The sequence below is a fragment of the Lactobacillus kimbladii genome (assembly GCF_014323605.1).
Taxonomy (GTDB): domain Bacteria; phylum Bacillota; class Bacilli; order Lactobacillales; family Lactobacillaceae; genus Lactobacillus; species Lactobacillus kimbladii_B.
Map to the genome: position 1 here is coordinate 540475 of NZ_SCMB01000001.1, position 13338 is coordinate 553812.

12 protein-coding genes and 1 pseudogene are annotated in these 13338 nt (G+C 35.6%); 11 read left to right on the plus strand and 2 right to left on the minus strand.

What is annotated here, in order from left to right; genetic code table 11:
* Positions 1–11 precede the first annotated feature (11 nt).
* Positions 12–194, plus strand: coding sequence for a DUF2273 domain-containing protein (locus tag ERK18_RS02660; protein WP_045928847.1), 183 nt, complete (start codon positions 12–14; stop codon positions 192–194).
* A 14-nt stretch (positions 195–208) separates the two neighbouring features.
* A complete protein-coding gene (locus ERK18_RS02665; RefSeq protein ID WP_390885852.1) occupies positions 209–739 on the plus strand; it encodes an Asp23/Gls24 family envelope stress response protein in 531 nt (176 codons plus the stop codon).
* Between the two features lie 245 nt (positions 740–984).
* Here ERK18_RS02665 and ERK18_RS02670 read toward each other — a convergent pair whose 3' ends face one another.
* A complete protein-coding gene (locus ERK18_RS02670; RefSeq protein ID WP_187154171.1) occupies positions 985–2613 on the minus strand; it encodes an ABC transporter ATP-binding protein in 1629 nt (542 codons plus the stop codon).
* Between the two features lie 696 nt (positions 2614–3309).
* Here ERK18_RS02670 and ERK18_RS02675 point away from each other — a divergent pair.
* The 5 genes from ERK18_RS02675 (at position 3310) to ERK18_RS02695 (ending at position 7072) form a co-directional block, all read left to right on the plus strand.
* Positions 3310–3960, plus strand: coding sequence for a deoxynucleoside kinase (locus ERK18_RS02675; RefSeq protein ID WP_187154172.1), 651 nt, complete (start codon positions 3310–3312; stop codon positions 3958–3960).
* A gap of 12 nt (positions 3961–3972) precedes the next feature.
* On the plus strand, positions 3973–4662 hold the full coding sequence (locus tag ERK18_RS02680; protein WP_187154173.1) for a deoxynucleoside kinase: 690 nt from the start codon (positions 3973–3975) through the stop codon (positions 4660–4662).
* A 244-nt stretch (positions 4663–4906) separates the two neighbouring features.
* Complete coding sequence (locus ERK18_RS02685) at positions 4907–5548, plus strand: amino acid ABC transporter permease (protein ID WP_045928853.1); 642 nt, start codon at positions 4907–4909, stop codon at positions 5546–5548.
* A gap of 15 nt (positions 5549–5563) precedes the next feature.
* Positions 5564–6217, plus strand: coding sequence for an amino acid ABC transporter ATP-binding protein (locus ERK18_RS02690; RefSeq protein ID WP_187154174.1), 654 nt, complete (start codon positions 5564–5566; stop codon positions 6215–6217).
* Entirely contained in the window at positions 6218–7072 is an 855-nt protein-coding gene (locus tag ERK18_RS02695; RefSeq protein WP_187154175.1) for an amino acid ABC transporter substrate-binding protein, read from the plus strand.
* Here ERK18_RS02695 and ERK18_RS02700 read toward each other — a convergent pair.
* Positions 7069–7860: a Cof-type HAD-IIB family hydrolase gene (locus ERK18_RS02700; protein WP_187154176.1), complete on the minus strand. Its 792-nt coding sequence runs from the start codon at positions 7858–7860 to the stop codon at positions 7069–7071. The genes ERK18_RS02695 and ERK18_RS02700 overlap by 4 nt on opposite strands.
* Positions 7861–8086: 226 nt before the next feature.
* On the opposite strand from ERK18_RS02700, the gene ERK18_RS02705 reads away from it, so the two are divergent.
* From ERK18_RS02705 to ERK18_RS02720, 4 genes and pseudogenes are all read left to right on the plus strand, one after another.
* Complete coding sequence (locus ERK18_RS02705) at positions 8087–9394, plus strand: NCS2 family permease (protein WP_187154177.1); 1308 nt, start codon at positions 8087–8089, stop codon at positions 9392–9394.
* A 101-nt stretch (positions 9395–9495) separates the two neighbouring features.
* Positions 9496–10941, plus strand: coding sequence for a DASS family sodium-coupled anion symporter (locus tag ERK18_RS02710; RefSeq protein ID WP_046332856.1), 1446 nt, complete (start codon positions 9496–9498; stop codon positions 10939–10941).
* Between the two features lie 138 nt (positions 10942–11079).
* On the plus strand, positions 11080–12390 hold the full coding sequence (locus ERK18_RS02715; RefSeq protein WP_187154178.1) for an NCS2 family permease: 1311 nt from the start codon (positions 11080–11082) through the stop codon (positions 12388–12390).
* A gap of 701 nt (positions 12391–13091) precedes the next feature.
* A pseudogene (locus ERK18_RS02720) lies at positions 13092–13282 on the plus strand (MFS transporter); the annotation flags it as partial.
* Positions 13283–13338 lie beyond the last annotated feature (56 nt).

The window sequence follows — 13338 nt, forward strand, 5'->3', positions numbered from 1 at the left end:
AGGAGGTCAAAATGAAAGAAGAATACAAAAAATACCTCCCAGAAATAAGCGGTGCTGTAATTGGTGTTTTACTAGCATTATGCTTTTTGGTACTGGGATTTTTCAAAACTATTTTTGTCATCGTGATGTTAGTCTGCGGTTTTTTGGTTGGACATTACTGGCCAGTGTTCAAAAAAATGCTGCAGAATAAATAATTTATATAAGGAGTATATGCAATATGGTACAATCAAGTTCAAATCAAAGTAGTTCAAAACCAGAAGTTAAAGGTGACTTAAAATACGATTCAAAAGTAATTCAAAAAATTGTTGGTATTGCTTTATCAGATATTAAAGGTCTTTTAACAGTTAACGGTGGCTTTTTCTCAAATATTGCCGATAAAATTGTTAATAGCGATGACGTCACTTCAGGCGTAAATGTTGAAGTAGGTAAAAAGCAAGTAGCCGTTGATATTGAGATCGTTGCAGAATATGGCGTAGACATTACCAAGCTATATGATCAAATTAAAGAAAAGATCCAAGAAAAAGTTAAAGAAATGACCGGTCTTGATACAGTTGAAGTCAATGTTACAGTAGTTGACATTAAAACTAAAGAGCAACACGAAAAAGATTCTGTCAGCTTACAGGACCGTATCACCGGTGCTGCTAATGACACTAAGGATAAAATTAGCGATCAAAAAGACAAGGTTCAAGATAAAGCCGAAGAAAAGAAAAAGGAATCTAAAGAATCTAGAGTTAAATAGTATTTTCAATCTCAATCGACAAATTTATGTGGCAGATTCTAGAAAAAGATCATAATACTTACACAAAAAAGGCAAACCTCAATTTTGACGGTTTCCCTTTTTTTATTTATCCTGAATTTTAGGTAAACCTAATTATCTGTTTGATTTGTTTTCATTAACCATACTTATTAGTAGGTGCTTTTACCAATCTCGAAAATAGGCTTCACCAGCTTATTTAATTGATTGATAAAAGAAGTATTATTATATCATCCCAATTCGATTACTTGATCAAACTGCTTTTTAATTTCAGGTCGCAAGTGATGGGAAATATAGACTAAAGTGACGTTGTCCAAATCAAGCAGACTTTGTTCAATTTTCTGGCCATCTTTTTCATCAATTGCGGAAGTAATTTCATCGGCCAGAATAACCTGCGGGTTACCCAGCAGCTGCCTTGCCAGTGCAATTCGCTGCTTTTGCCCACCTGAAATATTGTTACCGGCGTGTTTTAAAACAGTGTCAAGCCCGCTAGCGCTGTCAGTGATAAATTTTTCCAAACCTGCACGTTTAATCGCAGTCTTCAGCTCTTCTTCAGTTGTCTCACGATCTAAAGTGATGTTATAGCGTAGACTGCCGTCAAAAATATAGGCAGACTGGTCAATGTAAGCAATCTGCTTGTGCAGTGAGCTTAAACTGAGTTCGTTGTATTCATCATTATCCCAAGTAAGTGAACCTTGGTAACCTGTTAACAAACCACCGATTAATTTTACCAGGGTTGACTTGCCACAACCAGACGGACCAACAATAGCTACCCGTTCTCCTCGCTTAATGCTGCCGGCAACATTCATTAAAATAGGTCTGTCACTATTAGGATAGCTGAACGTAAGGTCACTAAATGCAATTTGCTGAGTCAAAGGAGCAACATTCTTATCCCCTGTTTTTTCCTGCGTATTAGCTAATTTATTATATTTGTCAAAAATAGGTTGAACTGCCCGAATTGAAGTTAGATCAATACTGATTTCTGTCAAGCTGCCAAAAACATTCCCGGACATTGAACCAACAATTAAAATAGCTCCAATTGGAATCTGGTTGTGAAAGGCCAGGTATCCGGATTCAACAGTTAAAATAGTTTGAGCAGATACACTAATCAGGTTAATCAGTGCATTAGAAAAGGACATTTCCGTAATGTAATTAACCCGAGCCTGTCCAGTCTTATCTGATGCCGCAAGAACTATTTTATTGAGCAATTTTTGCTGACCAAGTGTGAGCAGATTGACAAAACCCTCAAGAACATCAGTTATTTTTGACGTTAATACTTCATTTTGCCTGCTTTGTTTTTGCGACAGTTGTTCCAACTTTTTCTTAAAAAGACGGGGAAATAAAATCATAACAACAGCAAAAACCAAAGTGGTTACAAATAAGAGTGGATGGTAAGAAAACAGAATGACACTGGCAATAATGCCCAAGAGTGCACTGCTAAATGTTTGCTCTAAACTGAAAAAGCCATCTTGATTAATTTGGTTAATATCGTTAGTAAACCAGGAAACATAGTCAGCTTCCGTGTGCTTGTTGAAGTCTTCATACTCTTGGCGACCAATTATATGGGCCAATGCGTTCCTAATGGAATTATCGACAGCCTTGATGATTACAGCAGAATATCGTGAACTACAAAAAAAGAAAATCAGAAAAAAGCCCCAGCTAAGCAAGTTTAAACCTGTATCAACAATAAAGCCGTTTAGGTTATGCTGAGTCAAAGCAGTAAGTGCATTACCTTTAAAAATGCTGGCAGCAGTTTGTGCCAAATTCCGGCCAAAATAGAAAATAGCCAGAATCACATACATGCCTGAATTACGTTTAATGTAGGTCCAAAGCGAAAATTTTGTTAGAGAATTTTCCATTATCTATCTCCTAATTGAATGCCTGTTTTAAAAGCTAATACTAAAATGAATTTGGCTTAATAATAAATATATATTTGCATTACTTCTTCAAAAAGTTCGTCACTGCTACTCACAGTATGAGTCGTACTATCTAAAGATAAAAATCTTTTCAAGATATCAGTTATGCGCTCTTATTTCCATCATTTGCTAATAATTTTATAATTTACTTGCTATCTTATATCTTTTTTAACATTAATACAATTTGTTTTTAATTTTTATTCTTAGAATTTTCCCATCGCAACAGTATATAAATATCAACTGCAACTTTTTCGAGCCATTAAAAAACAAAATAATTCGTTCTATAATTGCAAAATCGCTTATCATACTTAATGCAATCAAAACGAGCAATTATTGACTACTTTATTTATCACAGAATCGAAAGAATCAAAGTACAGCATAAAGGGCTTAACACCGAATAATATCGGCATCAATCCTCTGCCAAATAATTAATTAAGATTTATCAGTCAGATTTTTTGGTTTCACGTGTAACATCTAATTTTGGCATTAAATTATTTACTTGAATACTTAATTTTTTATTCTGTATTATACAAAATTACTTGACTTTTTGATTAAAATTTTAATTTACTTTTTGCTTGTATACCACTATATCTCGTATTAAACTAAATAAGAATCTATATATTGTATTTATGAAAGAACGTGATCCAAGTTATTGTTTTAAGTGGGCCAATTGGAGCCGGTAAATCCAGTTTAACTAGTATTTTAGCTGAGCACTTAGGTACACAAGCTTTTTACGAGGGAGTAGATAATAATCCTGTTCTTCCTTTATATTACCAAGACATGAAACGCTATACTTTTTTGCTTAATATCTATCTGCTTAACCATCGTTTAGCACAAATCAACCAGGCAATCCGAGAGAAAAACAGTGTTTCAGACCGTTCGATTTATGAAGACGCACTCTTTTTCAAAATGAACGCCGATAGTAAAGTAGCTGATCCAACTGAGTTTAAGATATATGATAGTCTACTCGAAAATATGATGGAAGATACCCCAGGTAATCCCAGCAAAAAGCCAGATTTACTAATTTACATTCACGTTTCTCTAGATACTATGCTTAAGCGCATAAAAAAACGTGGACGTTCATTTGAACAAATTAGCACAGATCCCAGTTTAAAAGACTACTACGCACGGTTAATTAAGTACTATGAACCATGGTATGAGAAATACGATGCCTCTCCTAAAATTAAAATTGATGGAGATAAGTACGATTTTATCTGCGATGAAGATGCCAAAAAAGAAGTTTTAAATCAGATTGATGACAAATTGCACGCAATAGACAATTTAGAATAGAGAAGGAACGTGATGACAGTTATTGTTTTAAGCGGGCCAATTGGAGCCGGTAAATCCAGTTTAACCAGTATTTTAGCTAAATATTTAGGAACTAAACCTTTTTATGAAAGTGTCGATAACAATCCTGTATTGCCACTTTTTTATGCTGATCCTAAAAAATACGCATTCTTACTTCAGGTATTTTTCCTAAACACTCGTTTTCGTAGTATCAAGGATGCATTAACTGATGATAATAACGTTCTTGATCGTTCAATTTATGAAGATGCCCTTTTCTTCCAAATGAACGCCGACATTGGTCGGGCCACCAAAGAAGAAGTTGATACATATTACGAACTGCTTAATAATATGATGAGTGAGCTTAAGCATATGCCCAAGAAAAATCCTGACTTGCTGGTTCATATTAAAGTTTCATACGACACCATGATTAAAAGAATTCAAAAAAGAGGTCGTCCTTATGAACAGCTGAGTTACGACGCAACGCTAGAAGATTACTATAAGAGACTTCTGCGTTACTACAAACCCTGGTATGAAAAATACGATTACTCTCCTAAAATGGAAATAGATGGTGACAAACTAGACTTCATGACTGATGACCATGCTAGAGAAGTTGTATTGGATCAGATCGTTGCCAAACTAAAAGAAATGGGCAAATTACCTGAATCTTGGGACAAGTCTACAGCTATTCAAATAGAAGAGCAATAAATCAATTATTTTAAAGAGCCATTAGCTACAGCTAGTGGCTCTTTTCATGTTATGCCTTTTAAACTAACTAGCAGCAAGTTACAAATTTTCATATTGATTAAATAAAATTTCGAAAACTATGTTATGATTAAAACATATATTTTTTCACATATTTTTTTAATCAATTTATATAATTGAGCTAGTATCAAAAGAGTTGCCCTATTAGCCTCTCTAATCAAATTAATTTCAGTAAAAAGGAGAAAAAATGAACTATATCCTTTCAATTATGCCCTCTTTAATTTCAGGTGCAAAGATGACATTAATTTTATTCTTTTGGACTTTGATTGTTTCTATTCCCTTGGGAATTATAGTCAGCCTAGGCTTGCTTTCTCATTTTAAGCCCTTAAGATTAATCTTAAAATTTTACATTTGGATTATGCGGGGTACTCCTCTTCTGCTACAATTAATTTTTATTTTCTATGGTTTACCGATAGTCGGCATCATTTTTGAGCGCTACGATGCAGCACTTTTTGCCTTTATTTTAAACTATACAGCCTATTTTGCCGAGATATTCCGCGGTGGCTTTCAGTCAATCCCTGTAGGTCAATACGAAAGTGCTCGCGTTTTAAGACTAAATTACTGGCAAACATTGAGCCATATTATTATTCCTCAGGTTAGCAAAATAGTTATACCCTCAATTGGCAATGAAGTGATCAACTTAGTTAAAGACACGTCTTTAGTCTATGTCATTGGTTTGGGTGAGCTCTTACGTGCCGGCAATGTTGCTACAGCAAGGGATGTAACACTAATTCCTTTAGTGATAGTTGGTATAATTTATCTATTAATGACAGGTATCGCATCATTTTTGCTGAAAAAAATTGAACACAATTTTGCAAAGTGGAAGTAAATTAGGGGAAATACTATGCTAGAACTTAAAAACATTACCAAAAAATTTGGTTCACGTACGATTTTAAACAAGTTAAACTTGACTATTCCTGACAGGCAAATTTTAGCCATTGTAGGACCATCTGGAGCGGGAAAAACTACTTTGTTGCGCTGTTTAAGCGGTTTAGAAAAAATTGATTCCGGTGACTTTTTGTGGGATGGGCAAAAGTTTGATCCGGTCGCTCCTGATAGTAAAAGTCATATTATCGGAGTAGTTTTTCAAAGCTATGAGCTTTTTCCCAATTTAACTGTAATCGAAAATATTACCCTGGCACCAACACTAGTTTTAAAAGAAAGTGCAGATCAAGCACAAGCCCGTGCGCGAAAATTGCTTGAACAACTAGATTTAACGGGTAAAGAGCAGCTCTATCCCTATCAACTTTCTGGAGGTCAGCAACAAAGAGTAGCTATTGTACGTGCTCTAGCAATGGAACCTCATATACTATGTTATGACGAACCCACTTCTGCTTTAGATCCTGCTTTAAGAACAAAAGTCGGAGAAATAATTTTAAAACTTAAAAATAATAACAACATGACGCAAATTATTGTCACTCATGACATGGAATTTGCCAGTCAAGTGGCTGATCAGGTATTCAAAGTAAAAGCATTAGATGATAAGAAGGTAATATAAGTGAAAACCAAGCGCCTCTTAGCCCTCATAATAACGCTCATCTGTACTTTATTTATCTCTGCCTGCAGTGGCATATCAGTTAATAGAAAAGCTAACGCAGTTGACAACTGGTCTCATATAAAGCAACGTGGCTATGTTACAGTTGGTGTAGATGATACTTTCGTGCCCATGGACTTTAGGCAAAAAAATGGTCAGTTAATTGGTTACGACGTTGACCTTGCAAATGCTGTATTTAAACAATACGGTATTAACGTTAGTTTTCAAACAATTGACTGGTCCATGAATACTACTGAATTAAAAAACGGCACAATTGATCTCATATGGAATGGTTTTAGCAAAAACCCTGAGCGTGAAGCCAAGGTCAGTTTTAGTGAAACTTACCTATATACTTCTCAGGTATTAGTAAGTCTTAAAAAGAATAAAATTAATACCATTGCAGCAATGAAAAATAAGACTTTGGGCGTTCAAACCGGCTCTTCCGGCTATAATGACGTAATGAAATATCCGAAAGTCTTTAAAAATCATATTAAAAATCAGGACCCGATTCTCTATGATTCCTTTACTAATGCTTTTATAGATCTAAATGCAGGCCGCATCCAAGGTTTGCTGATAGACAGCACATATGCGAATTATTATATTTCTCGGCAAAAACACCCGGAAAACTTTACCGAAATTGACAGTCCATTCCCTAAAGAAGAATTTGGCGTAGGTATGAGAAAAAGCGACTTAACCTTGCACAAGAAAATTAATTACGCCTTAGAAAAGCTGGCAAAAAATGGTACCTTAACAAAGATTAACCACAAATGGTTTGGCAACAAAGCCGAATCTCCTTTGCTTCAAACAAAAAAGGATTAATTTAAATTGTCAAGTATTGCAGCTATTCCATCGTGATTGTTATCTAAAGTAGTTTTAAATTTCTTTTTTAAATCTTGCGGTGCATTTCCCATTATTACAGGATGACCTACTGATTGAAGCATTTTCTCATCATTATAATTATCCCCAAAAGCCCAACAACTTTTTAGTTCTATACCGAAAGCCTGGGCTATTACTTTTACCCCTTGACCTTTAGAAACTCGTTTAACAACGACCTCCAATAAATTTGCGGCAGATTTCACTATATAGAGTTCTGGATAGAGCCGCCTTAATTCTTTTTGAGTAGTATCTAATAAGTCTGGCGTCCCCATGAGCAAAATTTTATGTACATTTTTGAGTTGCGCTATTTCAGTAATCGAACTAGGTTGAGCTTTAAATTTAACAATTTTCTCCTCATTTTCAACCAAACCATTATTATTACTTGGGAAATAATACCAGTTGTCGTCACTATAGACATTCCACACAACGCCATTATTTTTACCTTCAATATAAGAACATATTTTGACAGCTTTTGAAGAAGACATAAAAAGAGAATCAAGGATATGACCCATTTCATCTAAAACCAAAGCACCATTATAGGCTACCATTGGACATGATTTGGTAATTTCTCCCACAACAGACATAATTGCCTTAGGCATACGTGCAGAAACTGGTACAAATACATTGCCTTTAATAATTTGTTTACGAATGGCAAGTTTAGTCTTCGGTGTAACTTCTTGCTTTGAATTAATTAATGTGCCATCTATATCCGAAAAAATTAGTATTCCCATTTTTTCTCCTAACAGTATGCATAATCTACTACTTACCTATGTTCATTTTACCGATCAAACTGTTAGTTGGTCAATTCTTAGCCGAAAGCACTTAGTTAAAGATTATAGTTGTTCTATGGCTTTTTTGCTAATATAATTCGGGTTTACATTGTTTTAAATGAATGATAAACTATTGTAGGCGTTGATTTTGATATAAAACGCGAACAATAATTTTGGGAGAGGTTAGATGAACTTCATAAAGAGTTATTTTCAACTCGATAAATATAAAACCAGTGTTAAAATCGAATTTCTAGCTGGATTAACCACTTTTATCAGTATGTCATACATTTTATTCGTTAATCCTAGCGTTCTGGGAGCCAGTGGCATGAATAAAGGTGCGGTTTTTACAGCAACTGCTTTAGCTAGTGCTCTGGGTACTGCAATTATGGGAATTGTTGCTAATTACCCGATTGGGGAAGCTCCTGCGTTGGGCATCAATGCTTTTTTTGCTTATACAGTTTGCATAGGCATGCATGTTTCATGGGAAACAGCTTTAGCTGCTGTTTTCGTAGCATCTATCATCTTTATTTTAATTACTATGTTTAAGTTGCGAGAGATGATAATTAACGCTATTCCTTCCGATCTAAAATTTGCCATTTCTTCTGGAATTGGTTTGTTCATCGCTTTCTTAGGAATGCAAGACGGTGGCTTAATCGTAGCAAACAAATCAACTTTAGTTGGTTTGGGATCACTTCATGATCCAGCTGTTTGGATTACCATTTTTGGCTTAATTGTTACTGTTATTTTAATGATCTTAAACGTGCCAGGTGCTATCTTTATTGGAATGGTTTTAGCAGCCATCTTCGGTGTAGTCACAGGGCAAATTTCTTTACCAACTAAAATAATTTCTGTTGCACCAAGCATCGCTCCATCATTTGGTCAAGCAATTTTTCATGTTAAAGACATCAATACTTTACAAATGTGGGTTGTTGTTCTTACTTTTCTTTTAGTAACCTTCTTTGATACTGCAGGTACTTTAATTGGCTTAGCCCAGCAAGCCGGTTTTATGAAAGACAATAAGATGCCCCGGGTAGGTAAAGCGCTGGCTTCAGACTCCACGGCCATGATGGTTGGCTCAGTCTTAGGAACTTCACCAGTTGGTGCATTTGTCGAATCTAGTGCTGGTATTGCTGTTGGCGGCAGAACAGGTTTAACAGCCGTCTTTGTAGCAATTTTCTTTTTAATATCAATGATCTTTAGTCCCCTCTTAGGCTTATTTACAACTCACGTAACGGCTCCAGCACTAATTATTGTTGGTGTCTTGATGGCTCAAAACACCGCTCATATTCAGTGGGATAAAATGGAAATTGCCGTTCCTGCCTTCTTAATTTTAATTGGTATGCCTTTAACTTATTCAATTTCAGACGGTTTAGCCCTAGGACTAATAACATATCCTATATGTATGGTTGCTGCTAAGCGAATAAAAGAAGTTACACCAATGATGTGGATACTTTTCTTCGTATTCATCGTGTTCTTATGGGTATTGAATTTTTAAACTTACTAATTGTTTTAAAAGAATAATATGTTAAACTAAGCAAATATAAGGGTGTTTATTCGCCTAATATATTTGCTTTTTTATTTAGAAGGGAGTCTTTTATGAAGACGATAGATTATAAAAAATTTATATTGCCACTATTGTTTGGCTTGATATTCTGGTTTACGACCCCAATTCGTCCTGCCGGAGTATCAGTCCAAGCCTGGCATATGCTGGCAATATTTATTGGAACAATCATTGGTTGTATTACGTTACCTATAGCTATTAGCGGTGTTACTTTAATAGGCTTTACTCTTACTATTTGCCTCGGGCTTGCACCCCTTGCTGACAAAATTGTTAACGGGAAGGTCGTCGCAAAAGGAGCAATTGACGCGTTCGCCAATTCATCTGCTTGGCTAATCGTTATGGCTTTTATGATTTCACGTGGTATTGTAAAAACGGGCTTAGGCCAGAGAATTGCTTTATATTTTGTTAAATGGTTTGGTCATAAATCCTTAGGCTTAGGCTATGCTATTGGTGCCATTGATTTAATAGTTTCTCCTGCAACTCCTTCAAATGGTGCGAGAGCAGGTGGCGTGGTATATCCATTAATTCAATCATTAGCAAATACATTTGACTCTAAGCCCAATGACCCATCTCGTAAAAAGATGGGAGCATATCTAACTTTTACAGAATTTCAAGTTAACATTATTACTTCATCATTATTTATGACTGCTTGCGCACCTAACTTAATCGCTGTTGCACTTGCTGGTAAAGCAGGTGTGACTCTCAGCTGGATGCCATGGTTAACGGCCAGCATTGTGCCTGCAGCAATTTGCTTACTTGTTGTACCATATTTTGTTTATAAGCTTTACCCACCAGAAATCAAGGAAACTCCTAACGCTAAAGAATGGGCTGACGGTGAACTGGCAAAAATGGGTAAACTTACTTTGCCTGAAAAATTAATGGCAGTTATTTTTGCAATTACTTTAGTTTTATGGATGCTTTCCAGTACTTTAGGAATAGATGCTACATTGATTGCATTCATTTCTGTTTCACTTTTACTGCTTACAGGTGTATTAACACCTAAAGACCTGTTAAGCGAAACCGGAGCTTGGAACATTCTGATTTGGTTGTCTATTTTAGTATTTATGGCTGAAAAACTAACTCAGTTTGGTTTAATTGGGTGGATATCAACAAGTATTTCTAGTGCAATGAAGGGTCTCAACTGGCTAGTAGTTTTAGTAGTATTAGCACTAGTTCTATTCTATACTCATTATCTATTTGCCAGTGCTACGGCTCATAATTCAGCAATGTATCTGCCTCTTTTAACCGTAGCAATCTCAGCAGGAGCACCAAAATTACTGGCAGCACAGTTTTTAGCGCTATTTTCAGCAATTATGGGCTCCACAACTCACTATTCCAGTCCTGCCGCTTCTGTTTTAGCTTCTTCAGGATATGTTAAGCAAAATGAATGGTGGAAACTTAGTTTTATATTCGGTATCTTCTATATCTTAGTTTATGGCATAATCGGATTAGCCTGGATGAAACTAATTGGTATGTGGTAAGCTGTTAAAGCAAATCTATACAGATTTGCTTTTTTTATTACCTGGGAAATAATTTTGAATAAAATGGATTTTTATACTAAATAAGTTATATACTAGTTATATTAGTTCTTTATAATTTTAATATTTTTTGGAGGAAAAATGACGACATTAGATAAAGTCTTTCATTTAAACGATGCTCATACCACTGTTAAGCGCGAGTTAATAGCTGCATTAACCACGTTTGTCAGTCTCTCCTACATCCTTTTTGTTAACCCTAACATTTTACACGCAGCAGGTATTAACAAGGGAGCGGCTTTTACAGTAACCGCAGTTTCAATTGCAATAGGCTGTTTTATTATGGGTCTGGTTGCTAACTATCCTGTAGCCTTAGCTCCCACACTTGGCAGTGCTGCATTTTTTGCTTACAACGTTTGTGGCGGAATGCACATTAACTGGCAAACTGCCTTAGCTGCTGTTTTAGTTGCATCTGTTTTGTTTATTTTAATAACAGTTTTGAAACTTCGTGAAATAGTAGTCGATGCCATTCCACAGGATTTGAAATATGCTATTTCGGCTGGTATTGGCTTATTTATTGCCTTTATTGGCCTGCAAAACGGCAAATTAATTGTCAATAGTGATTCAAATTTAGTTACTTTGGGCAAATTTAATTCACCAGCCGTTTGGATTACCCTCTTCGGTTTAGTTTTAACTGTGATTTTAATGGCAATGAATGTGCCAGGTTCCATTTTTATCGGTATGGTAGTAACAGCTGTCTTTGGGGTTATTATTGGCCAAGTAGCTGTTCCTAAAGGTATTATCGCCAGCGCACCAAGCATTGCTCCTACCTTTGGTCAAGCCGTATTTCATTTAAAAGATATTAATACTCCCCAACTATTCATGGTAGTTTTAACCTTTTTGCTGGTTACTTTCTTCGACACTGCAGGAACGCTGATTGGCATGACTGAACAAGCAGGAATGGTTGATCAAAATGGTAAAATACCACGAATTGGTAGAGCGTTCCTATCGGATTCGTTAGCCATGGTTGAAGGAGCAGTCTTAGGAACTGCACCACTTGGTACATCTGTTGAATCTAGTGCCGGCATCGCTATGGGTGGTCGCACAGGTTTAACTGCAATCTTTGTAGGAATCTTTTTCTTGATTTCAATGATTTTCAGCCCGCTTTTGGCGGTTATCCCCACTACTGTTACTGCTCCAGCATTGATTATTGTTGGGGTGCTTATGGCAGGAAACCTGAAAAAAATCAATTGGGATAAATTTGAGATTGCTTTTCCAGCATTTTTAACAGTAGTTGGTATGCCTTTAACGTATAGCATTTCTGATGGCTTGGCTCTTGGCATGATTGCCTATCCAATTACCATGATTGCATCAAAACAGGCCAAAAAAGTTTCACCAATGATGTATATTTTATTAGTTGTATTTGTTATCTTTTTCTTGATCACAAATATGTAAGAATATCTGTCTAATTACAAAGGCCACTTTTAGAAGTGGCCTTTTTGTTTATGCTTAATTGATAAATTACACTTTATTTTTATTTATTTGCTATTATAATTCATAAAAATATTTACATTTTATTCATGAAAGAAGGTAAATTATCATGTCCAACACTAAAGAGAAATGGTTCAGCCGCTATATTAGCACTGTTACGTTTTTTGTTGTCGCTTTACTAGCCAGTCTTAATTCTGGCTTTTTCCCTTATTCAACTGCTGGAAGACTCTGCGCCATTTTGTGGCTGGCCACATTCAGCTTTTTGATATTTGCTTGTGAATATTTGATTAATCACACTAACCTTGATAATAAAAATACTGCAAAAGCAGTGGTAAATTTTAGTATTTGGCTCCTTGCAGCCTTAATTTTAGTTATATTCATTTTAATTTTAAAAAAATGAACTTTTGCTTTTAATTCATTCAATGAAAGGGAAGTTGTAAAGTAGATTAAGTAGCTCGTATTTAGTCTATTATTATGAAAGAAGAAAAGACAAAAACAATTAAAAAAGATTATAAAAAGGCACCTCTTGCAAAAGTTCATTTACGCGTAATGACTGCCATTGCGTTAGGGCTTGCTAGTGGTTTTCACTAGGAATTTCTGGCGTAGCTATGAACAGTACTGCTAAATACATTCAAATTAGTAACATGTGGACTGGATTAATTGGAGCCGGTGGTGTGGGAACCTATATTACAATCAGTCGTATTGGTGCGGCTGCGGGGACATTTTATTGCCAATTCTAACAGAAATAGGCGGGCCAAACTTGGCAATGCTTGTTTGCGCCTGCGTTCTCTTGGTTGCTTTTGTCATTTGTTTAATCTGGGCACCAGAAACTTCACCTAAATATCTAAAAAAATAAAATTTAAAGCCAGTCAAAAAACATTATGAAATACCCCCCAAATTTAGAGCAAATTC